This window comes from Ornithinimicrobium sp. INDO-MA30-4, from assembly GCF_021535045.1.
Taxonomy (GTDB): Bacteria; Actinomycetota; Actinomycetes; order Actinomycetales; family Dermatophilaceae; genus Ornithinicoccus.
Genome location: NZ_CP091056.1, coordinates 123,409 through 145,634 on the forward strand (window position 1 = coordinate 123,409; position 22,226 = coordinate 145,634).

The 22,226-nt window shown below is 61.8% G+C and carries 14 protein-coding genes and 10 pseudogenes; 13 read left to right on the plus strand and 11 right to left on the minus strand.

All coding sequences use genetic code 11. The features are described 5' to 3' along the window. Position 1 precedes the first annotated feature (1 nt). The 3 pseudogenes from glgB to L0A91_RS00675 form a co-directional block, all read right to left on the minus strand. Positions 2-3,623 (minus strand): annotated as a pseudogene (glgB, locus tag L0A91_RS00665) (1,4-alpha-glucan branching protein GlgB). Beyond that, positions 3,613-5,336, minus strand: a pseudogene (gene treS / locus L0A91_RS00670) (maltose alpha-D-glucosyltransferase). The pseudogenes glgB and treS overlap by 11 nt, the downstream one beginning before the upstream one ends. Further along, a pseudogene (locus L0A91_RS00675) lies at positions 5,336-7,376 on the minus strand (maltotransferase domain-containing protein). Before L0A91_RS00675 ends, treS begins: the two co-directional pseudogenes overlap by 1 nt. A gap of 121 nt (positions 7,377-7,497) precedes the next feature. Between L0A91_RS00675 and glgP the strand changes: the two are divergent. Beyond that, a pseudogene (gene glgP / locus L0A91_RS00680) lies at positions 7,498-10,073 on the plus strand (alpha-glucan family phosphorylase). Between the two features lie 82 nt (positions 10,074-10,155). On the opposite strand, the gene L0A91_RS00685 reads toward glgP, so the two are convergent. The 5 genes and pseudogenes from L0A91_RS00685 to L0A91_RS00705 form a co-directional block, all read right to left on the minus strand. Continuing rightward, on the minus strand, positions 10,156-11,331 hold the full coding sequence (locus L0A91_RS00685; protein WP_235246672.1) for an MFS transporter: 1,176 nt from the start codon (positions 11,329-11,331) through the stop codon (positions 10,156-10,158). Between the two features lie 16 nt (positions 11,332-11,347). Beyond that, the gene (locus L0A91_RS00690) at positions 11,348-11,635 is read right to left on the minus strand and encodes a hypothetical protein (RefSeq protein ID WP_235245434.1); all 288 of its coding nucleotides are present in this window, start codon (positions 11,633-11,635) and stop codon (positions 11,348-11,350) included. A gap of 16 nt (positions 11,636-11,651) precedes the next feature. Then, positions 11,652-12,263: a hypothetical protein gene (locus tag L0A91_RS00695; RefSeq protein ID WP_235246695.1), complete on the minus strand. Its 612-nt coding sequence runs from the start codon at positions 12,261-12,263 to the stop codon at positions 11,652-11,654. Between the two features lie 341 nt (positions 12,264-12,604). Then, positions 12,605-12,922, minus strand: a pseudogene (locus L0A91_RS00700) (alpha-amylase family glycosyl hydrolase); the annotation flags it as partial. 287 nt (positions 12,923-13,209) lie between these two features. Further along, positions 13,210-13,518: pseudogene (locus tag L0A91_RS00705) on the minus strand (hypothetical protein); the annotation flags it as partial. 37 nt (positions 13,519-13,555) lie between these two features. On the opposite strand from L0A91_RS00705, the gene L0A91_RS00710 reads away from it, so the two are divergent. The 10 genes and pseudogenes from L0A91_RS00710 (at position 13,556) to L0A91_RS00740 (ending at position 19,679) form a co-directional block, all read left to right on the plus strand. Next, positions 13,556-14,044: a hypothetical protein gene (locus L0A91_RS00710; RefSeq protein ID WP_235245435.1), complete on the plus strand. Its 489-nt coding sequence runs from the start codon at positions 13,556-13,558 to the stop codon at positions 14,042-14,044. Continuing rightward, positions 14,041-14,821 (plus strand): annotated as a pseudogene (locus L0A91_RS00715) (enoyl-CoA hydratase/isomerase family protein). Before L0A91_RS00710 ends, L0A91_RS00715 begins: the two are co-directional and overlap by 4 nt. 93 nt (positions 14,822-14,914) lie before the next feature. Next, positions 14,915-15,694 (plus strand): electron transfer flavoprotein subunit beta/FixA family protein, encoded by a 780-nt coding sequence (locus tag L0A91_RS00720; protein WP_235245436.1) that lies wholly within the window; start codon positions 14,915-14,917, stop codon positions 15,692-15,694. Between the two features lie 29 nt (positions 15,695-15,723). Continuing rightward, positions 15,724-16,673 (plus strand): annotated as a pseudogene (locus L0A91_RS00725) (electron transfer flavoprotein subunit alpha/FixB family protein). A gap of 42 nt (positions 16,674-16,715) precedes the next feature. After that, a complete protein-coding gene (locus L0A91_RS00730) occupies positions 16,716-17,546 on the plus strand; it encodes an aminotransferase class V-fold PLP-dependent enzyme (protein ID WP_311197906.1) in 831 nt (276 codons plus the stop codon). Then, positions 17,468-17,932, plus strand: coding sequence for an aminotransferase class V-fold PLP-dependent enzyme (locus L0A91_RS17910; RefSeq protein ID WP_311198181.1), 465 nt, complete (start codon positions 17,468-17,470; stop codon positions 17,930-17,932). The genes L0A91_RS00730 and L0A91_RS17910 overlap by 79 nt, the downstream gene beginning before the upstream one ends. 22 nt (positions 17,933-17,954) lie before the next feature. After that, positions 17,955-18,580 (plus strand): annotated as a pseudogene (locus L0A91_RS17915) (hypothetical protein). Between the two features lie 29 nt (positions 18,581-18,609). Further along, positions 18,610-18,708 (plus strand): annotated as a pseudogene (locus tag L0A91_RS17920) (tRNA methyl transferase PRC-barrel domain-containing protein); the annotation flags it as partial. A 21-nt stretch (positions 18,709-18,729) separates the two neighbouring features. After that, positions 18,730-19,083, plus strand: a complete 354-nt coding sequence (locus L0A91_RS17925) for an aminomethyltransferase beta-barrel domain-containing protein (RefSeq protein WP_311197907.1) — start codon at positions 18,730-18,732, stop codon at positions 19,081-19,083. 245 nt (positions 19,084-19,328) lie between these two features. Continuing rightward, entirely contained in the window at positions 19,329-19,679 is a 351-nt protein-coding gene (locus L0A91_RS00740) for a hypothetical protein (RefSeq protein WP_235245437.1), read from the plus strand. 31 nt (positions 19,680-19,710) lie between these two features. On the opposite strand, the gene L0A91_RS00745 is transcribed toward L0A91_RS00740, so the two are convergent. Next, entirely contained in the window at positions 19,711-19,995 is a 285-nt protein-coding gene (locus L0A91_RS00745; protein WP_220121092.1) for a DUF2087 domain-containing protein, read from the minus strand. 154 nt (positions 19,996-20,149) lie between these two features. Here L0A91_RS00745 and L0A91_RS00750 point away from each other — a divergent pair, with 154 nt between their 5' ends. After that, on the plus strand, positions 20,150-20,401 hold the full coding sequence (locus L0A91_RS00750; protein WP_235245438.1) for a DM13 domain-containing protein: 252 nt from the start codon (positions 20,150-20,152) through the stop codon (positions 20,399-20,401). Here the strand turns inward: L0A91_RS00750 and L0A91_RS00755 are convergent. Both L0A91_RS00755 and L0A91_RS00760 read right to left on the minus strand, forming a co-directional pair. Continuing rightward, positions 20,398-20,829, minus strand: a complete 432-nt coding sequence (locus L0A91_RS00755; protein ID WP_235245439.1) for a hypothetical protein — start codon at positions 20,827-20,829, stop codon at positions 20,398-20,400. The genes L0A91_RS00750 and L0A91_RS00755 overlap by 4 nt on opposite strands. Then, a complete protein-coding gene (locus L0A91_RS00760) occupies positions 20,823-21,068 on the minus strand; it encodes a hypothetical protein (protein WP_235245440.1) in 246 nt (81 codons plus the stop codon). Before L0A91_RS00760 ends, L0A91_RS00755 begins: the two co-directional genes overlap by 7 nt. 120 nt (positions 21,069-21,188) lie before the next feature. Between L0A91_RS00760 and L0A91_RS00765 the strand changes: the two genes are divergently transcribed. After that, positions 21,189-22,202 (plus strand): methionine synthase, encoded by a 1,014-nt coding sequence (locus L0A91_RS00765; protein WP_235245441.1) that lies wholly within the window; start codon positions 21,189-21,191, stop codon positions 22,200-22,202. Positions 22,203-22,226: the final 24 nt, after the last annotated feature.

Here is a 22,226-nt window from a genome sequence, read left to right on the forward strand (position 1 = left end):
ATTACTGCTGGGCGGAATCTGGCGCAAACCACATGACGCCGAGCGGCGGTAGCACAACGTCTGCGGAGTAGCGCTGACCATGGTGTGGCTGATCCGTGGCCTCAATGCTGCCCATGTTGCCCACGCCTGATCCGCCGTAGGTCTCGGCGTCCGTGTTCATCACTTCGCGCCACGTACCGCCCTGAGGCAGGGCTAGGCGGGTTTCACGAGGGGAGCCACCAAAGTTGGCAACAGCGACCAACACCGGGCGTTCGCCGTCCTCGTTCGGAGCACCGTAGCGGGCAAACGAATACGTGTTGCCTGATGCGTCATCGGCGTCGAGCCAGGTGAAGCCAGCCGGGTCGGTGTCCAACTCCCACAAGGCAGGCATGTCCTTATAGACGGAGTTGAGGTCGCGCACCATGTTGGCGACACCCAGGTGGCTTGGCTGGTTCAACAGCCACCAATCCAGGCTGCGGCCATCGGCCCACTCAGACTCCTGAGCAAACTCGGTGCCCATGAAGATCAATTGCTTGCCGGGGTGGGACCACATGAAGGCAAGGTATGCCCGTAGGTTGGCCAACTGCTGCCAACGATCACCGGGCATCTTGCGCAGCATGGAGCCCTTGCCGTGCACGACCTCGTCGTGGCTGATCGGCAACACGAAGTTTTCAGAGAAGGCATAAACCATCGAGAACGTCATCATGGTGGTGGTACTGACGGTGGATGGGTTCGTTCGCGACGTAGTCCAGCGAGTCGTGCATCCAGCCCATATTCCACTTGAAGCCAAAGCCCAAGCCATCGTTTTCGGTCGGGCGGGTCACGCCAGGCCACGAGGTCGATTCCTCGGCAATGATCGTGACGCCAGGGTGGCGACGGTATGCGGTGGCGTTGGTTTCTTGGAGCAACTCCACGACGTCAAGGTTTTCGTTGCCGCCGTATTTGTTGGGCAGCCACTGGCCTTCCTCGCGGGAGTAGTCGAGGTACAGCATGGAGGCCACACCATCAACACGCAGCCCATCAGCATGGAACTCCTGCAACCAGAAGAGTGCGTTAGCGACCAAGAAGTTGCGCACCTGCGGACGACCGAAATCGAAGATGTAGGAGCCCCACTCGTTGTGCCAACCCTTGCGCGGGTCCGGGTGCTCGTACAGCGCGGTGCCATCGAACTTGGCCAGCGCCCACGGGTCGGTGGCGAAGTGGCCAGGGACCCAGTCCAGGATGACGCCAATGCCAGCTTGGTGCATACGGTCGATGAGGAACTTGAGCTCTTCGGGGAGCCCATCCGTGAGTCAGCGGCGTAGTAGCCGGTCACGTGGTAGCCCCACGAGGGGCCATACGGGTGCTGCATCACCGGCATGAACTCGACGTGAGTGAAGCCAAGATGAGAGACATAGTCAACCAGTTGGTCGGCCAACTCGCTGTAGGACAAGCCCTGTCGCCAAGAGGCCAGGTGCACCTCGTAGATGCTCATCGGAGCCTTAACGACCGCGGTGTTATCCCGCTTGGTAATCCACTCGGCGTCATTCCACTCGTGGTGGGCTTCGGTGACGATGGAAGCCGATGCCGGCGGCTGTTCGGCCGCGCGAGCCAACGGGTCTGCCTTCGTGGTGCGGTTCCCATCCGGGGCGGTGATGTCGAACTTGTAGCGGGTGCCCGCGCCGACGCCGGGGATGAAGAGCTCCCAAATGCCCGAAGAGGCCAACGCGCGCATCGGGTGCACCGAGTTGTCCCAGCTGTTGAAGTCACCAACGACCGAAACGCCCTGGGCGTGCGGGGCCCAGACGGCGAATGACGTGCCGACAACTTCACCCATCGGGCCGTCGTAACGGCGAACGTGAGCCCCCAAGACGGTCCACAACTGCTCATGGCGTCCTTCGTTGATGAGGTGCTGGTCGATTTCGCCAACCGTCGGCAAGAACCGGTAGGGTCGTCCTGAGTGTGCTCGTGGCCGTCATCCCAAGACGTCACAATGCGGTAATCCGTGACCTCAGGACTGGCAACAACTGCTGTCCATACGCCATGGGTCTCATGCTCAAGGGCACTCGCTCACCGTCGGCGAGTTGTAGTGCGACGGTGCGTGCGAGCGGGCGGTAAACGCGGACCGTGACGCCCCCGTCGTGGGGGTGGGCGCCGAGGAGGTTGTGTGGGTTGCCGTGCCGACCGCGCAGCAGTGACTCCACCTCGCTGGTCGATAGGGGGCGTGCGGTCGGAGTCTGGCGATCAGTCACCGTGGTCTCTTCCTTTGCAGGTTGGGTCTGTGCAGCATCGCGACGCTCAAGGAGTCGCGTGATGGCAAGCAGTGGGATCGCGACCCACGAGGGCCGATTGCGCTTTTCGTAAACAACTTCGTACAAGGCTTTATCGAGTTCCAGGGCCTCTAGCAGCGCCTTGTCTCGCTCGGGATCATGTCCTGTCTCTTGGGCATATCCGGCAAGGAAAGCCCTCGTGACTTCGCAGCCCACGTTTGGCGGTCAAGATCGTGGTCCAGGTTGATCGATCCGGTCGCATAGTCAAAGCTGCGCAGCATGCCTGCGACATCGCGAGCGGGCAGATCGGGGGCGGTGCGTTGGGCTAGGGAACGAAGTGGCTCGCCTTCAAAATCGAGCAGCACCCATCCACGTTCGGGCACGTCGAGAACCTGACCAAGGTGGTAGTCGCCGTGAATACGTTGGGTTTGGGGCCAAGGCTGGTTGGCGGCCTCGGCAAAGACGTCGCGAATCCTGGATTCTTGCCCTGCCAACTCAGGGACTGCCTCAATAGCGTCACCCAAGCGGTCATGCCACTGGCGAACCAACTCTGTGCGCTGTTGTTCGGTGATAGGGCCAGCGCCCATCGCAGTGGCCAGGGTCGCGTGGACCGAAGCCGTTGCGACCCCTAGGGCGTAGGCCCGATCGGAGAAGTCGCTCTCATCCCGTGCTGAGACCAGGGCAGTCCGCCAGGCATCTGTGACGCCAGGCAAAATTCTTGCGCAAAGGCAAGGTGGCCACGCAAGAACGGTCCGCCATCAGCGGCGGGCCACTGACCACCGAGCGAACCTACGGGCCGGGGACCAGAGTCGAGCCAGCGCTCGCTAAGGCGCTTTGCACCGTCACGTCTGGGTTTTCACCCTCATGCAAGACGCGGAAAACCTTGATGATGAGCGGCGCATCGGAGTTGTCGGTTTCGATAATGATGGAGGTGTTCGACTGTTCGCCGGTCAGCACCGCAGAGCGAGCGACGATCGGTCGGGCGGCCCCCGTGTCTACCGGGTTTCCAGACATGCCCGTCTTGGTGTCGGAACCAATCACATCACCGGTATGCATCGTGTCCAGCATCGCTTGCACGAAGGCAGAGTCGTGGCAGGCGTCGTAGGCGGCAAAGCCATCAAACTCACCCACCAGCGCGGTGTGCAGATCCGGTGCAGCCTCGTGCCGATAAGAGAGCGGCACTTGGTAGGTGACCGGCACGGCCGCGCTCTCATCAACCACGAAATGGGTCCGGATCAGCGCTAGTGGGCCAGCGTCTGTGTTCCCGCCAGGGTTAGGCCAGGTGACCGACCCTAGGTGTCGCAACTTTGCTGCGCTGCCTTTGCCCGCATACCAACGTCGACTGGGTATCCAGTCTTCCAGGGCGGCCATCACGGCGTTCATTTCATCGCTCATCGGATACCCCCTCATCAGGTGTGAGCCCCAACCAATAGAAGTCTCGTGACCCCAAAGTGATGACAACGTTTCCATCGTCGTCGATGTCGGGGAAGCCTACGCCGCCGAACAGGTCTTGAGCCAGAGCGCCGCGAAGGTGATCCGGCACGGTGATGGTGGCGGCTTGTGGTCGAGAGGACAGATTGTTGACGCACAAGACGGCGCTGAGGCCTTCCCGTTCGGACTCATCTCCGCGGGGGAGCACCCGCACGAAGGCCAAGACAGTAGGGTTGTCGGCCTCGCAAATAACAAAGTCACCGACACCAAAGACTTCATGTGCAGCTCTGACCTGCAACATTCCACGCATCCAGTGCAGCAACGATGAGCCCGACGCAGCTTGTGCCTCGACGTTGACAGCCGTGTAGTTGTAAACCAGCGAAGACACCACCGGTTGATACAACTTGCCCGGGTCAGCGGTCGAGAAGCCAGCGTTGCGGTCGGGGGTCCACTGCATCGGGGTCCGCACCGAGTCGCGGTCTTCAAGCCAGATGTTGTCGCCCATGCCGATTTCGTCGCCGTAGTACAAGCATGGCGAGCCCGGCAATGAAAACAGCAGTGCGTTGATTAATTCCAACTCGCTGCGGGAGTTATCCAGCAGTGGAGCAAGGCGCCGGCGGATGCCGACATTGGCGCGCATCCGTGGGTCGGGGAGTACCAGCCATACATCGCCGAGCGTTCTTCACCCGAGACCATTTCAAGGGTCAACTCGTCATGGTTGCGCAAGAAGGTGCCCCATTGAGTGCCGGATGGGATGGCAGGCGTCTCGTTCATCACGGTGATGATCGGCTCGGCCTTTTCCTCGCGCAAGGCGTAGTAGAGGCGCGGCATCACTGGGAAGTGGAAGCACATGTGGCACTCCGGCTCCTCTTCAGTGCCGAAATAGTCAACGACCTCCGCGGGGAGCTGGTTGGCTTCGGCCAACAAGACTCGGCCCGGATACTCCTTGTCGACCATGGCGCGCAACTTGGCCAAGAAGGTATGCGTGGGCTTGAGGTTTTCGCAGTTCGTGCCCTCTTCTTCGAACAGATACGGCACCGCGTCGAGGCGGAATCCATCGATGCCCATGTCCATCCAAAAGCGGACGACGTCAAACATCGCTTCCTGAACAGCCTCGTTCTCAAAGTTGAGGTCCGGCTGGTGGCTGAAGAAGCGGTGCCAGAAGAACTCACGACGCACCGAGTCGAAGGTCCAGTTGGAGACCTCGGTGTCGACAAAAATGATCCGCGCGTCCGCATACTTGTCATCCGTCTGAGACCAGACGTAAAAGTCGCCGTAGGGACCATCTGGTTCTGAGCGAGACGCCTGAAACCACGGGTGCTGGTCAGAGGTGTGGTTCATCACCAGGTCGGTAACAATCCGGATCCCACGGGCATGGGCTTGCGAGATCAACTCTTGAAAATCTGGCAGCGTCCCAAACTCGGGCAGCACGGCTGTGTAGTCGGCAATGTCGTAGCCGCCGTCCCGAAGCGGTGAGGCATAAAACGGCGGAATCCAGAGGCAGTCGACACCCAGCCACTGCAGGTAGTCGAGGCGTCGGACGAGTCCGCTGAAGTCCCCAGAGCCACTGCCGGTGGAGTCGTCAAACCCGCGCACCAGCACTTCGTAGAAAACTGCCTTGCGGAACCAATCCGGATCGTGTTTCAGCCCTGGCTGGTAGAGGTTCAGACCAACCACTAGAACCGCCGCACTGCGATCATGTGTACGGGCTCGGCGTCGGTGCCCAAACGGACGTAGTTGTTCTGGCCCCAGTGCCACTGGTCACCGCTGATCAGGTCCTGAGCGATGAAGCCGTCATCCCAGTTCAGGCCAAGCGCGGCCATGTCAAGGTGCACCGTCGTCTCCCGGGTTGAGTGCGGGTCCAAGTTGGCGATCACCAAAACGGTGTCGTTCTCGGAGCCATCGCCGGCACCACCGCCACGCTTGGAGTAGACCAAGAAGTTCTCGTCATCAGCGGTGTGGAAGGTGATGTTGCGCAACCAGTGCAAGGCGGGATGGCGACGACGAATCTGGTTGATCGAGCGCAGGTAGGGCGCCAAGTTGGGGCGGCCTTCTGCTTCGCCGGTGCCGCCGTGCGGGCCATCAAGACCCCAGCGACGGTTCTTGTATTCGTACTTCTCGTTGTCGACCTGCTCCTCGGCCCCCGGACGAGCAACGTGCTCACAGTGCTCATAGCCCGCGTAAATGCCGTAAGTCGGGACCAAGTGGCAGCCAGTGCAGCCCGCAATTTGAAGGCCGTGGGCCCGCCGTATTGCATGTATGGCGTCAAGATGTCGTGCGTCGTCGGCCAGAAGGAGGGACGCATGTAGTTGGCCGACTCACCAGCCAACTCCTCGACATATTCGCGCAGCTCCCACGCTTGGTTGCGCCAGGCGTAGTAGGTGTAGGACTGCTGGAATCCGGCCTTGGCCAACGTGTGCATCATCGCGGGCTTGGTGAAGGCCTCGGCCAGCCAAATGACCTCGGGGTGGTCAACCGCCACGTCAGCAATCAGCCACTGCCAAAACTCAACAGGCTTGGTGTGCGGGTTGTCGACGCGAAAGACCGTGACGCCGTGGTCGATCCACACCTGCATCACGTCGCGCATGGCGGCATACGAACCTGCAGGGTCGGTGTCAAAGTTCAGCGGGTAGATGTCCTGGTACTTCTTGGGCGGGTTCTCTGCGTAGGCGATGGTGCCGTCAGCCCGAGTCACAAAGAACTCGGGGTGATCCTTGGCCCACGGGTGGTCCGGGGAGGCCTGCAGCGCGATATCCATCGCGACCACCATGCCCAGGTCTTCAGTGGCACTGACGAACGCGTCGAAGTCGTCAAAGTCACCGAGGTCTGGGTGCAGCGCGTCGTGCCCGCCGTCTTCTGAGCCGATGGCATAGGGCGAGCCGGGGTCGAGCTCTCCTGCTTCCAGTGTGTTGTTTGGTCCCTTGCGGTTCGTTCGGCCGATCGGGTGGATCGGCGTCAGGTAGACAACGTCAAAGCCCATGTCGGCGATGGCAGGTAACCGCTTGGCGGCGGTCTCAAACGTGCCGGTGGTCCACACCCCGGTATCGGGGTCCTGAACGGCGCCCTCGGAGCGGGGGAACATCTCATACCAAGCGCCGGTGAGGGCTAGCGACCGCTCCACCCACCAGGCGAAGTTCTGGGTGGGGCTGATCATGTCGCGAAGCGGGTTGTTGGTCAGCAGGCGATGCATCTCCTGCCCAGCACCTGCCGCGAGACGCGCTGGCACGGGTCGGCTGTCATCTCGCAGCCCGGCAATGGCGTCCTTGAGGGCGCGGGTCTGTCCCCCGTCCCAGTCCAACTCCGCGACGGCCCGCTCAATCACGCGAGCGCCTTCTTCCAGCATCACCTCAACGTCGACACCGGCCTCGACCTTCAACGTGGCGTCGTGATGCCAGGTGGCGTACACATCGGACCAGCCTTCGACCCGGTAGTGCCAAAGCCCTCAGCGTCGGCGTGTACCTGGGCACCCCACAAGCTCAACCCGGGGTTCAACTCGGTCATCGGCACGATGGTTTCGGTGCCGTCTGGATCGGTCAGCACCACGGAGGCATTGACTGCGTCGTGGCCCTCGCGGAAGACCGTGGCCTTGACCACAAACTGCTCGTTGACAACAGACTTTGTCGGCCTAGCACCGCCATCCACAGCGGGGGATACGTTGACAACCGGGATGCGCCCAATCGGCCGTTGGCCAACTAAGTCGAGGACGCTGCGGTCGATGGGATCGGGTGGGTTGCGTCGTGGCTCAGTCACATCCCCGACGCTACCCGTAAACGGTCCTCAATTGCCACGATTCGCGTGGTTTGGTGTGGTCACGGTTTGAACCCCTAGTCTCTTGCAGGTGAAGGCAATACGTCGGCTGCACGTTCGAACCGTGCTCCCCCAACCTTGGCCCCCTTTCCGATTTGGCGATGAACCTGCGCTGGTCCTGGCATGACGCCACTCGGGACCTGTTCGCGGGGATCGACCAGCAGGCCTGGGAGGAGGTGCAGGCAGACCCCGTCGCCATGCTGAGCCGCTTGAGCCCACAAAAACTTCAGGGCCTAGCTGCCGACGAGGCATTCGTTGCTCGCGTCGATGCCGCAAAGGCCGAACTAGACGCCTACCTCAGTGAACCGCGCTGGTATCAGTACCAGTCGCAGGCATCGTCGCAAGGTTGGCCGAGCGCGATTGGCTACTTCTCGCCTGGAGTTCGGCATCGCCGCTGCGTTGCCGCAATACTCTGGCGGACTGGGCATCTTGGCCGGTGACCACCTCAAGAGCGCGTCCGACCTCGGGGTGCCGATTGTTGGCGTTGGCTTGTTCTACAAGTCGGGGTATTTCCGTCAGGGCCTCAACTCAGAGGGTTGGCAGCAGGAGTCCTACCCGATCCTCGACCCCGATGACCTGCCACTTTCTTTGCTGCGCGAAGCCGACGGCACTCCAGTATTGATTGAGTTGGCGATGCCGGCCGGGGGCAGGTTACAGGCGCACGTATGGCGGGCGCAGGTTGGCCGCGTGCCGCTCCTGTTGTTGGACTCGGATGTAGAAACCAATGACAGCGCTCGCCGTGAGTTGACCCACCGGCTCTATGGTGGCGGCGGTGATCAGCGCCTTGAGCAGGAGATGTTGCTCGGCATCGGTGGTGTCCGCGCACTGCGTGCCTGGTCACTAATCACCGGTGCACCGACCCCAGATGTGTATCACTCCAACGAGGGCCACGCTGGCTTCCTCGGTATTGAGCGGATTAGCGAGTTGAGCACGGGCTCGGGCTTGTCCTTTGATGAGGCTCTGCAGACCGTGCGGGCAGGCACTGTGTTCACCACGCATACCCCGTCCCGGCGGGTATTGACCGGTTCGCGGCGGATGCGATTGCCTCTCACTTCGGCGGCGGCGCTGCCTTGCCAGGAGTCCCGGTGGAGTCACTGTTGGCTTTGGGTGCCGAAACCTACGCTGGGGGTGCGCGGGGCGTGTTCAATATGGCGGTCATGGGAATGCGGTTGGCCCAGCGCGTCAATGGTGTCTCAGTGCTGCACGGTGACGTCAGCCGAGGCATGTTTAACGGTTTGTGGCCGGGCTTTGAGCAGGATGAGGTGCCGATTGGTTCGCTGACCAACGGGGTGCACGCTTCAACGTGGGTTGACCAGCGGGTTTTCGACTTGCCTGGTCGCACTGGCGGCAACGCTGAAGCGTCCGGCGCTGACATCTGGCGTGAGGTGGCGCAGGTGCCCGGCGACGCGCTGTGGTCAACCAAACGCGAGATGCGTGCGGATTTAGTGGCGGACGCACGCCAGCGTTTGACTAAGTCGATGCAGGACCGTGGGTCGTCGCTGGCGGAGTTGGGTTGGATCGACGACGTCCTCGACCCCGACACCTTGACTATCGGGTTTGCCCGTCGTGGCGCGACCTACAAACGCCTCACACTGATGCTGCGGGATCCGGCGCGGTTGAAGAAGATTCTCTGCAATCCGGATCGCCCGGTGCAACTGGTCATCGCGGGCAAGTCCCACCCGGCGGACGACACGGGCAAGGCCCTGATCCAGCAGATGGTGCGCTTCACCGATGATCCGGAGGTGCGCAGCAAGATTGTCTTCTTGCCCAACTACGACATTGCGATGGCGCAGCGTCTCTACCCGGGTTGTGACGTCTGGCTGAACAACCCGCTGCGTCCTTTGAAGCATGCGGCACCTCGGGCATGAAAGCAGCGCTCAATGGCGCCCTCAACCTGTCAGTCCTGGACGGTTGGTGGGACGAGTGGTTCGACGGCGAGAACGGTTGGGCCATTCCGACGGCTGACGGGGTCGTTGACCCCGAGCGCCGCGACGACATCGAGTCGGCCGCACTGTACGATCTGCTCGAAAACTCGGTGGTCCCGGCCTTCTACGAGCGTGACGCGGATGGTTTGCCGACTCGTTGGTTGCAGATGTTGCGCCACACGCTCAGCACGCTAGGCCCCAAGGTGCTCGCTGACCGGATGGTGGCTGAATACACCGAGACGCTGTACGTTCCTGCTGCTCGTAGTGGCTGGTCAGCGGCGGCCGATAGCTTTGCTGGCTCACGTGATCTGGCTGCCTTTGTCGGCCATGTGCGCCAAGGGTGGGACCGTGTCACTGTCGATCACATCGACGCTGACAACGTGCCCGACACCCCGCAGATCGGCGACGTTGTGGGGATTCACGCCTATGTCGCCCTCGGTGATTTGGCCCTGATCAGGTCAAGGTGCAATTGGCCTGGGGACGGGCTCGGACCAGTGACAACCTCACGGATGTCGAGTTTGTCGACCTTGCGCATGTGGAGTCGTATGAAGGTGGCCGCCACCATTTCACCGCTCAGGTGGAGTTGACGCGCACCGGCGCTTTGGGTTGGACCGTGCGAGTCTTGCCCGCTCACCCCTCGTTGGTGAACCCCGCTGAGTTGGGCCTGGTCGCTCAGGCGTAGCCGCACGAGTATTAAGACATCGAAGGGCGCTCACCGGAATCCCGGTGAGCGCCCTTCGTCATGTCTGGGCTTGGCTAACCGACTAGTGAGCCGCTCGGCTAGACCGGTTAGGCAGGACGCCAGCAGCGAGCACAATGCCGAGGCCAGCCAACGGGATCACGATCAAGCCAAACCGCAAACTGGTGGCGTCGGCCAAGGCGCCGACGACTGGCGGCGACAGCAAGAAACCCACGCGCAGCAGCCAACTCACCACAGTGAGGCCGGTCCCAGCCTTGAGGCCGGGCAAGCGGTCCGCCGTTTCCATCGCTGCGGGGACCAGGGTGGCAATGCCAAAGCCCGCGGCGCCGAAGCCAATGATGGATCCGGGGATGCTGGGCCAGACCAGAGCCAAGCCCATGCCAACGGCGACCAGCGTGCCGCCAAACCGGGCCATATTGCGTTGGCCGAAGCGGTCAACCAAGGAGTCGCCGGTGATCCGACCGATGAACTGCATACCCACTAGCGAGATGAAGCCGAAGGCAGCAATACTGGCCGAGGCACCCAGAGACGACCCCATGTAGAGCGTGGCCCAGTTATTGCCAGCGTCTTCGACGACCGATTGGGCGACCACGATGAACCCGAGGGCCAGCAGGGCGCCGAGGGTGCCATAGCGAGCCGCAGCCCGCTTGCCGGCACCTACTGCGTCAGCAGACGTAGCGGGGGCCTCGACGGGTGCGTCTTGTGGCTCTGGCCCGGGCAACAAATACCGATAAGCAACAGCATTCAGGCAAGCAAACAGCACGCCAGAGATCGCCAGATGCACGACGAGTGGCAGCCCCAAGCCAGCGGCGGCAGCACCCATCAAGCCGCCGGTGACAGCCCCGATGCTCCACAGCGCATGGAACGAGTTGAGAATCGAACGACCCATCCGGCGCTGAACCCGCAAACCGTGTGAGTTCTGCGCGACATCGACAACGGCATCGAGGGCCCCGGCCAAGAACAGGCCGAGCGCAAAGACAGCCCATATCGGTGCGGCACCAGCCAAGATGACCGCGAAGCCAGAGCCGATCATGCCGATCACCGCGACCTTGGCCGAACCGAACCGGCGGATGAGGACTCCGGCCAGAAGCCCAGCGCTCAAAGCGCCAATCGGCGTGGAGGCCACAGCCAGCCCGAAGCCGGTATTCGACAGGCCGAGGTCACCTTTAACCTCAGGCAGTCGCGGGATGAGGTTGGCAGCAATAGCGCCGTTGGAAAAAACAGCGCGCTGACTGCCCAGCGGGCTTGCCGATCAGTCATTGAGCCACCTTGGTCGCGCTCAAAATGCTGAAGCTGGCCGGGTTGCCGGGTGTCTGGGATGTGCTGCTGCTCCAGCGGACCTGCCAGGAGCCGTAGCCCTCGACCTCGGGCATGACGGGGTCAACTGCCGAGGTGCCGCCGTTGACCACCAGTAAGACCGCGTCACTTTCGATCTGTGGGTCATGGCTGGTGTTGAACAACGCCTGGGCAAAGCGACGGCCCGAGTCGCGCCAGTTGCCCTCGGTCATCACGTGACCGCCTTCGTCGTGCCAGCGCAACTGCACCCGGCCTTCGACGGGCTCAAAGGTGGGGTACTTGCTGGTGGTGAGCCGGAAGTTCGCTGCGCAACTTCAGCAGAGCCTGGGTGTCTTCGAGGAGTTCGGTCTGCCAGTCCTGCAGATCCCAATCCACCCAGGCGATCTCGTTGTTCTGGCAGTAGGCGTTGTTGTTGCCACCCTGGCTGCGGCCAAACTCATCGCCAGCCGTGAACATGGGGACACCGATAGACGTGGCGATCGTGGCCAACAGGTTGCGGATCGAGCGGCGCCGAGCGCGCAAGATATTCGCCTGGTCGGTCGGGCCCTCGACACCGTGGTTCCACGAGCGGTTGTTGTCACTGCCATCGCGGTTGCCTTCTTTGTTGGCCTCATTGTGCTTGTGGTTGTAGGCCACCAAGTCGGCCATGGTGAAGCCATCGTGGGCGGTGACAAAGTTGATGGAGGCGATCGGTCCACGGTCCAGGTGCCCAAAGCTGTCGACGCTGCCGGCCATCCGGGTCGCCAACTCGCGAATCCCATGGCCCGCCTCGTTATTGACGGCTCGGGCGAGATCAGGCAGCCAGAAGGTGCGTGCGGCGTCGCGGAAGCGGTCATTCCACTCAGCAAACGGGGTGGGAACTGGCCAGTACGCCAACCGTGCATCCCGATGTCCCACGGCTCAGCAATCAACTTGGTATGCGACAGGATCGGGTCAGTGCGCATCGCCACGATGATCGGGTGGTCCGGGTCAAAGCCGTGATCCTTCCCGCGAGCCAAGGCTGGAGCCAGGTCAAAGCGGAAGCCGTCGATGTGGAACTTGGTCACCCAGTGACGCAGCGAGTCCAAGATCATGCCCACAACCATCGGCTCTCGGGTGTCGACTGTGTTGCCACAGCCGGTCACATCAATGTCAGTGCCGCTCTCGTCCAAGCGGTAATAGGTCGCGTTGTCAATGCCTCGCCAAGACAACGTGGCGCCACCGCCGCTGGACTGCTCGCTCGTGTGGTTGTAGACGACGTCCAGAACGATCTCGATGTCGGCCTCGTGCAACTCCTTGATCGCGCTCTTGAGCTCGGAGATGGCGTCACCCGGGTTGGAAGCGTGCGCGAACACTGGGTGTGGGGCGAAGAACCCCAACGTGTTGTAGCCCCAGTAGTTCTCCAAGTCATTGCGCACCAGGTGTGGCTCTGAAGTAAAGGCGTGAACCGGCAGCAACTCGAGTGCCGTGACGCCCAAGTCAAGCAAGTGATCGATGAGTGCCGGGTGGCCCAGGGCCGCGTAGGTGCCGCGAATTTCCTCGGGGATCCCTGGCAAGTGTTCAGTGAGCCCGCGAACATGTGCTTCGTAGAGAACCGTTTCGCCCCAAGCGCGACGCTGCGGCGGGTCATCCCCCAGTCAAAACTGTGATCAACGACGACACTGCGCGGCATGAACTCGGCGCTATCGCGCAAATCAGCCAGATCACTATCACCGTGCCAGTCGTCGTTCACGACGTGACCGTGCACCTCGGGGCCCCAGGCGACCTCGCCCACCAGTGCGTCGGCATACGGGTCCATCACGAGCTTGTTGGGGTTATGGCGGTGTCCGGCGCGGGGATCCCACGGTCCCGAAACGCGGTAGCCATACCGCTGCCCAGCAACCACACGCGGGACCTCTTCCCACCAAATGCCATAGGCACGCCTAGTGAGCGGCACCCGAGTCTCGATGCCGTCGGCATCGTAGAGGCAGAGTTCGACGCTGTCGGCGTGCTTGGCCAAGAGCGAAAATGTGGCGCCGCCAGGGGTCAGGGTTACACCCAGCGGGGGTGGCGTGTCGCTGGAGCGGCGTGCGGGGAAGTCAAACGTCATGAGCGGCACCTTATGTGTCTTGGCCGATGACTCGGTACCTTGAGCACATGACGGATCCCACATCACTGCCAAACTTCCCGCCCCCGCCCGAGGAGCACCCTTGCGCGGTCGGGTCCTGGACGCTCTTCAGGACCTTGAGTACCAGCCCAATATCGACAAAGCTGGTGATGTTGCGTTCACCGCGCAGCAGCAGAAGTTCTTCGTTCGCTCGATGACCGGTGGCCAGGTCGACATTATGCGCACCTTTGGTCAGTGGGCGATCAGCTCTGAGGTGCCGGAGGACATCACTGTTCGTCTCAATGCCTGCAACGACGTCTCTCTCGGGATGAATCTGGTGAAGGCCGGCATTGCCGGAGGCAACCTAGTCGTTTCGGTCGAGCAGATCATTGCTAAGCGCGAAAACCCCAAGGCGAAGCTGCAGATTGCCACCGGCCTTGTGCTGCAAGCCGTGCAGTTGTGGCACAAGAACGTCATTGCCAAGACCCGCGAGGTCGCCGAGGGCGAAGACGCTCCCGCCCCTTGGCTTTCGGATGCTGCGCACCGTCCCACTGCGGTGACGGCCGAGGAGCCCAAGGAGGATGGCGAATGAGCGAACAGTACGTCCACGTTGAGGTGGAGGCGGGCGTCGCAACGATCCGCATCGACCGTCCCAAGATGAACCCACTCAGCATTGCTGTGCAAGACCAGATCGGAGCCGCCGCACGTCAAGTGTCGGCGGATGACGAGGTCGCTGCCGTGGTGCTCTACGGCGGGGAAACAGCCTTGCCGCTGGCGCGGACATCAAGGAAATGGCGCGGATGACGTACACCGACATGGTGGACCGCGCGCCAATCATCCAAGAGTGCTTCGCAGCGGTGGCCAAGATCCCTAAGCCGACCATCGCGGCCGTGAGCGGGTATGCGCTCGGCGCTGGCTGTGAGCTCGCGCTCTGCTGCGACTTCCGGGTGACTTCGAAGGAAGCTCGCTGGGGCCAGCCCGAAGTTTTGCTCGGTGTCATTCCGGGTGCTGGTGGCTCTCAGCGACTGCCCCGACTGGTGGGCACGTCAAAGCCAAAGACCTGATTTTCAGCGGTCGGATGATCGACGCGCAAGAAGCCCTGGAGATTGGCCTGGTCGACGAGGTCGTCGAGACAGGCGAGGTGTATGCCGCGGCGCAGAAGCGGATGGCTCGCTATGTCCATGGTCCGGCCTACGCTCTGCGGGCAGCCAAGGAAGCTATCGATCGGGGCATTGAGACGAACCTCGATGCTGGTTTGGCGATTGAGGCCATGCAGTTTGCTGGCGTCTTCGCGACCCGCGACCGCGAGATCGGGATGACCTCGTTTGTGCAGGATGGACCCGGGAAAGCTGAGTTTGAAGGGCGCTAAGTAACGCCTGACGTGACGTGAGGTGTCAAGATGGCATCATGAGATGCTCCCGCGTCGTTGCGGTGAGCCCCCAACTGTTGAGGAGAGACAGACGTGAACATCGTCGTTTGTGTCAAGTACGTGCCTGATGCCCAGGCTGATCGCAGTTTTACCGCAGACAACACGACTGACCGAGCCTCTGTTGATGGCTTGCTGTCTGAGTTGGATGAATACGCCGTCGAAGAAGCGCTGGTCATCGCCGACGCTAACGACGGTGAAGTCACGGTCCTGACCATGGGCCCAGACGACGCCGCAACGGCCATCAAGAAGTCCCTGCAGATGGGCGCTCATAAGGGTGTTCACATCCTTGACGACGCTATTGCTGGGTCTGACTCAGTGGCTACTTCGCTGATTCTTTCATCGGCCATCCGCAAGATTGGCGACGTAGACCTGGTCCTGACCGGCCTGGGCTCCACAGATGGCGGTATGAGCGTGGTTCCGGCCATGCTCGCCGAGCGCCTGGGCCTGCCGCAGGTGACCTTCGCGTCGGAGGTGACCGTGGCCGATGGCAGCGTCACGATCCGCCGCGACGGCGACGCTGCTGCCGAGACGATCAAGGCTTCCCTGCCAGCCGTGGTCAGCGTGACTGACCAGATCAACGAGCCGCGCTACCCGTCTTTCAAGGGCATCATGGCCGCGAAGAAGAAGCCGGTCGACACCTGGTCCTTGGCTGACATCGAGGTCGAGGCCAGCCAGGTTGGTTTGGATGCCGCCTGGAGCACCGTCGTCAATGTCGAGCAGCGTCCCCCGCGCAGCCAGGGCACCATCGTCACTGACGAGGGCAACGGCGGCGCCGAGTTGGCCGACTACTTGGCCGCCGGCAAATTCATCTGATCGACCATCTCGCGCAAAGGAGCATGTTGATGTCTGAAGTTCTCGTTTTGGTCGACCACGTTGATGGAGCCGTCCGTAAGACGACCAGTGAAATGTTGACCGCCGCAGCCCGCCTTGGTGAGCCTGCTGCGGTGTTTGTCGGGGCTGGCTTGGACGCCGCCCGTGAGACGCTCGCCGCTTATGGCGCCACCAAGATTTATGTCGTCGACTCCAGCGACGTCACGGATTACCTCGTCGCACCGACGGCTGAAGTGCTGGCCAGTCTGTGCGAAAAGGTGAGCCCCGCTGCCGTGTTGCTGCCTTCCACGACCACCGGCAAGGAAATCGCTGGTCGGTTGGCGATCAAGATCTCGGCTGGTGTCATCACCGACGCGATTGATGTCGACGCCGTTGACGGCGGCATTCAAGCAAGCAGTCCGTGTTTGCTGGCAACTACACAGTGACCGCCAAGATCGTGAAGGGCGCGCCCATCATCACGGTCAAGCCCAACTCCATCGCCCCGCAAGAGTCTGCGGCCACTCCGACCGAAGAAACGGTCGAGGTCAGCATTTCCGACGCGGCGAAGGCTTCCAGCATCGTGAGCACGGAACCCAAGGCAGCTAGCGGTCGACCGTCGTTGACCGAAGCCGCCATCGTGGTTTCGGGCGGACGTGGCACAGGTGGAGACTTTGGCCCAGTCGAAGGCTTTGCCGATGCCCTCGGCGCAGCGGTGGGCGCTTCGCGTGCTGCTGTTGACGCTGGGTGGTATCCGCACTCAAGCCAGGTTGGACAAACCGGTGTTTCGGTTTCACCGCAGTTGTATGTTGCTGCTGGCATTTCCGGTGCCATCCAGCACCGCGCTGGCATGCAGACGTCCAAGGCGATCGTCGCGATCAACAAGGACGAAGAAGCGCCGATCTTTGAAATGGTTGACTTCGGCGTTGTCGGTGACCTGTTCACCGTGCTGCCTGCGGCGACCGCCAAGATCAACGAGAGTTAAGCAACGCAACTGGCAGTTGCCCACGGATGGGATGATGGACACGTGTCCCGCTCCTATCTAGATCACGCCGCAACATCTCCGGTCCTGCCTGAGGTGATTGAGGTCATGTCTGCGCAGATGATGCGCGTGGGCAACGCCAGTTCGCTGCACACGGCTGGGCGCTCGGCTCGCCGTGTCGTCGAAGAGTCTCGCGAGTCCATCGCTGATGACCTCGGCATCCGACCCTCCGAAGTTATCTTCACCAGTGGCGGGACAGAGTCCGACAACGCTGCTATCAAAGGCACGCTGTGGAAGGCCCTGCAGTCTGACCCGCGTCGTCGCCGCCTGCTGGTCAGCAGCATCGAGCACCACGCAGTCCTTGATGCAGTCGAATACCTCGTGACTTCTGGACAAGCCGACATCACGTGGCTGGAGCCGGACCCAGAGGGAGTGATTCAGCCCTCGGAACTGCAGGCAGCCCTGGAGGGCCGAGCAGCCGAGGTCGCGCTGATCTCGGTGATGTGGGCCAATAACGAAGTCGGCACCATCCAGCCAGTCGCTGAATTGGCGTCGATCGCTCGTGAGGCTGGCATCCCCTTTCATACCGATGCTGTTCAGGCCCTTGGGCAGGTGGACTTGGGCCTCACACAGGTGCGCCCTGACTTGGTCACGATGACAGGGCACAAGATCGGCGGCCCGCTGGGGATTGGCCTGCTGATTGCCGCACGAGATCAATCACCGGTTCCCCTCCACATGGTGGCGGCCAGGAGCGACAGATTCGCTCAGGCACCCTTGACGTCCCCGGGATCGCTGGTCTGGCGGCGGCCGTGCGGCATGTCACCCAACGACAAGAGGCTCACGCTCAAGAACTGGCGCAGTTACGCGACGCTTTGATCGTCGGCGCCCAACGCCAGGACAGCACGATAGAAGTCAGTGGTTATTGGCATCCCGGGGACTTTACCCGCCGCCTTGCTGGCAACGCTCACCTGAGAGTGCCCGGCTGTGAGGGCGATTCGCTTTTGTATCTGCTGGACGCTGCAGGAGTCGAGTGCTCAACCGGCTCGGCATGCCAGGCCGGGGTGCCACAACCCAGCCACGTGTTGTTGGCCATGGGCGTGCCCGAAGCGGATGCTCGCGGAGCTCTGCGGCTGACCCTGGGGCATACCTCGACCATGTCTGACGTTGAGGCACTGTTGGCTGCTTGCCTGCGGCCACCGAACGAGCCCGTCGCGCCCATCAGGTGTCGACCGGGCGCAACTAGTTTTGAGATTGAGGAGTAGGTCAATGCGAGTCGTGGCAGCAATGAGTGGTGGAGTGGACTCAGCTGTTGCTGCGTCCCGCATGCTCGAGATGGGTCACGAGGTCGTCGGCGTCCACCTGGCCCTCTCCCAGTCGGCGGCCACCCTGCGCGAAAGCGCTCGCGGATGCTGCACCATCGAGGACGCAGGCGACGCCCGGCGCGTCGCCGACAAATTGGGCATTCCCTTTATGTCTGGGATATGGCCGAGCGCTTTAAGCAGGACGTGATGGAAGACTTCATCGCCGAATATGAGGCTGGCCGCACACCGAACCCGTGCTTGCGCTGCAACGAGAAGATTAAGTTTGCTGCGCTCTTGGACAAGGCTCTTGCTCTGGGATTCGACGCCGTCGCCACCGGCCACTACGCGCAGATCGTCGAGGTCCCGGATGGGCAGGCTGATGGTGGCGTGCGCCGCGAATTGCACCGCGCCGTCGACGACGCGAAGGATCAGTCGTATGTGCTGGGTGTGCTTGACTCGGATCAACTGGCGAAAAGTTTCTTCCCGCTTGGTGACACCACGAAGCCAGAGATCCGCAAAGAGGCTGCCGGGCGGGGATTTTCAGTCGCCAAAAGCCCGACAGCCACGACATTTGCTTTATCCCCGATGGCGACACCCGGGCATGGCTAGCCAAGAGGCTTGGCGAGCAGGCCGGTGACATCGTCGACACCGAAGGCAAGGTCTGGGGCGAGCACCAGGGTGCCTACGGCTACACCGTCGGTCAGCGGCGTGGATTAGGGCTCAAGGTCCCTGCCGATGATGGCTCAAAGCGATATGTCGTGGGCACCGACACTAAAACCAACACGGTCACCATTGGCACCGCCGAGTTGCTTGGTGTAAATGTCATCGTTGGTGACCACGCTCGCTGGTGCGGCCCTGCGCCCGAGGGTGAGGTCGATGTGCTGGCCCAAGTGCGTGCACATGGAGAGCAATACCGTGCGAAGGCTTGGGCGCAGGGCGAGGACCTACACGTCCACCTGAGCGAGTCGATCCGTGGTGTCGCACCCGGGCAGTCGGTCGTGCTGTACGACGACACCAGGGTCATCGGGTCGGCCACTATTTCGTCGACCGATCGGATCAAAAGGAAACGCCCCTGCCCGCAAGGGCGAAGACCGTTTCGTACAAGTCGCTGAGCTGGTGTGATCGTGGCATCGTTGTAGTGGTCTGAGCCGCTGCAATCAGGGGAAATGTGCACATAAGCGACCCGGGCACCGACCAAGCAGCCAAGGAACCGTTTCGAGTTCCTTTCTCCAACTCAGGGTCAGAATGTTGAAATCCCCGCGGGGTGTGAGGTCGCGTACGAATTGGCCGGTGGTGGCGGTGGCGGGGGAATCTTTAGTGGCAATCCTGGCAAGGGAACTAAGCCAGGGTTGGCCAGTTGAAAGGTGGCTTCGGCGGGCGTGCCGGAGATGTTGGGGCCAAGGGTTTGAAGGGCAACGGATCCAGGACGCATCTGGGCCGAGACGCCGTGGTCGAATCTTGCAGCGGGGTTCCGCAATCTGAAAATGACAGCGAAGGCCCACTGGGCGCGGCTGGGTCTGGCCAAGATGGCGGAGCTGGCGGGAACGCGTCAGCCTCGCCTGCGAATATGTTGAACCGCACCGGTGGTGGTGGCGGTGGCGCAACCAGCATTGGCACCTTAGGAAATCCGGACTTTGCTGACGCAGGCAGTGGAGGTGCCCCAGCCACCAATGGCGGCAGCGGCAGGGTTGTCTTGGTGCTCACCTAAACCTTGCCCTCAGGCTTGGGCGCTCGACGTTTCAGCCGTTCGGTATCGAATAAACACCTGGCTCCGGTCGGGTGATACGACCTGAGTCGACGAGGTAGCGCCGCACGGCGGCAGTGTCGTCGTGAACGGCCGCCAGTGCCTCATTCATTCGCTTTTCGTTAAGCGTGGCACCCGCTGGCAGGTGAGCCGTGATCCAGTCGAGGGCGATGGCCCGTTTTGCTTCTCGGCGCGGGATCTGAATCAGCATGCCCGTCGCCTCTTCGACGAAGGGGCGCAACTGGGGTGGGATAGGTGGAGTAGGACCTCGCTCGCTCATGTCTTCTATTGTGCGGGTAGAAACTTCGCACTCACCGCATCTGCAAGAAACTCCCATGGATCTGTAGGCACACGAACAATCAGGCAACAGTTGGGTCATTAAGACTTACCCAGTCCGTGGCGGCTGGAACATTGCCGTTGACGGTGAAGGTCTCGTGCTCAATTTGGAGAGCGATTTCCAGACTGGCGATGGCCCTGACCTAGAGGTCTATGTGACCAGTCAGAACATCGCCGACATCGGCAGCCGAGACCGAGCAGAGAGTCCACCCCAGCGCGTGCGGATTGGCATCATGCCCCGAGCACGTGGCGAGCAGTCCTACCTGCTCCCAACCGAGAACTTTGGCCAGTACAACTCAATCCTCATCTACTGCCGGGCCCACATGGCCCCTTTTTGCATCAAGTGCTAGAACTCAAACTCAAAGCTCTCACTAGAGTTGCCGAAGAAGGGCTCGTAGACAACAATTCCCGACTCGTACGGGACGTCCAGCACAACGGTCCCTGAGGAGCTCTCTCCAGGGCCAAGAGCCGTCGGCAAGTAGTCGTTAATGTCTAGGCAGAAGTAGCTGCTGCCAATGGAGTCTTTAGCCCGCACGCCGTCGTTGTCCAGCACGATGAGGTCGTAGGGGTTGATGCTGTAGTCGTTGAAGAACTCTTCGTCCGCGAGCGAGGTCAGTGTTTTCACGTCGAAGTCCAAAAAGAGAAACTGTTCGTTCTCGGGCGGGTCATCAAAGTCGCTGTTGCACGACCGATCTGTTTCGATGGCGGTCAGGGTGACTTCGGCAACGACAGAGCCGCTCTCGCCGGTGATTTCGAAAGTGTCCCCTGCGCTCACCATGATGTGACCGCGATCGCTGGTGCCCCCGCAGGCTCGGCAGAAGTTGGCTCCTCGCTCGACGGTTCCTCCGTTGGCTCCTCGGTGGGTTCCTCCGAGGTAGGCGCCTCGGAGGTGGGCTCATCGCTCGATGGCTGCGCAGCAGCGGGAACATCCGTGGGCTGCTCGGCTGCGGGGGCTCCTCCCACGCACCCCGCCAGTCCCCACGATAGGCAAATGGCCAAGACTCCAAAGCGCTTCATGCAACACCTTTTCAATGCACGGTCAACACAGACTCCTCAACGTTAGCGATACCGATGCCCAGACGAGTAGGGGCCGGGGTCTCAATTGGGCATCGATGCGGCAACCTGCACACTAGGACCATGGTTGCTGTCAGTGGGATTGGTTCTTGGCCCGGAGTAGATTCGCGCAACACGATCCGGATGGTCCGAGACCTGTTCCTCGATGCCGCACATGACGGGCTGAGCGCACTGCCATACCTTCCGGAGTTGCCCTCCAGAGGGCCGGGGGCCGACATGATTGGCCGGACGAGCAACATACTGGTGGATTTGCCGGTCGACGTTCAGCCGCAGGGGTGGCGAATGGTGGATCACCCGGGAAGGGACGCCGAGCGGGCCTCCTCTTTCTGGCGGCAGGACCTTGATGAGTTGGCCGAGGCCTACGACGGATACCGCGGTGAACTGAAGTTGCAGGTCGTTGGGCCGTGGACCCTGGCGGCGAATGTCTGGTTGCCGCTAGGCGACAAGGTCTTAAGTGACATTGGAGCGTCTCGGGACTTGGGCGAGTCGTTGGCTGAGGGTGTCGCGGAACACCTCAGGCGAGTCAAGCGCCTCATTCCAGGAGCAAGCCTGGTGCTCCAAATTGATGAGCCCAGCCTGGCCGCAGTGGTGCGCGGCAGAGTGCGTACCGAATCGGGCTACAGCGTTATCCCCGCGCCCGATGCGGCAGCCGCGGCCCATGTCTTGGCTGGCCTGGTGAAGCAAGCAGAGCGCGAGGGTGCCGTCAGCACGGTCATTCATAGTTGTGCGAGCGAGTCGCCCATCGGTGTGCTGCGTGACTCAGGCGCCTCGGCGCTAGCGCTTGATACCGCTAGCTTGGGTTTGGCTGGGTGGGATGCTGTAGCCGAAGCCTTCGAAGCGGGGACAAACTTTTATGCTGGCGTGTTTCAGCCCTCACATCTTCCTTCGCACTACTCCCAGGCTCACGATGCCTTGGCCAGCCGTTGGCGAGAAATTGGGCTAACCACCAAGGACCTGCAGCGGGTGACTGTGACGCCAGCCTGCGGGCTCGCTGGCGTCAGCGAAGCGCAAGCCAGAGAAGCCACCCGGCGCTCAATCGAGGTTGCTACCGCTTTGTTGGAAACGAGTCAGCGTTAACACGATTGCTTCTAGAGGTCGCCA

What these genes read in the sequence shown, in the direction of transcription:
- L0A91_RS00760 (WP_235245440.1), bottom strand. Translation starts at nt 21,068, where the DNA reads ATGAAGCGCTTTGGAGTCTTGGCCATTTGCCTATCGTGGGGACTGGCG.
- L0A91_RS00755 (WP_235245439.1), bottom strand. Translation starts at nt 20,829, where the DNA reads ATGGTGAGCGCAGGGGACACTTTCGAAATCACCGGCGAGAGCGGCTCT.
- L0A91_RS00745 (WP_220121092.1), bottom strand. Translation starts at nt 19,995, where the DNA reads ATGAGCGAGCGAGGTCCTACTCCACCTATCCCACCCCAGTTGCGCCCC.
- L0A91_RS00765 (WP_235245441.1), top strand. Translation starts at nt 21,189, where the DNA reads ATGGTTGCTGTCAGTGGGATTGGTTCTTGGCCCGGAGTAGATTCGCGC.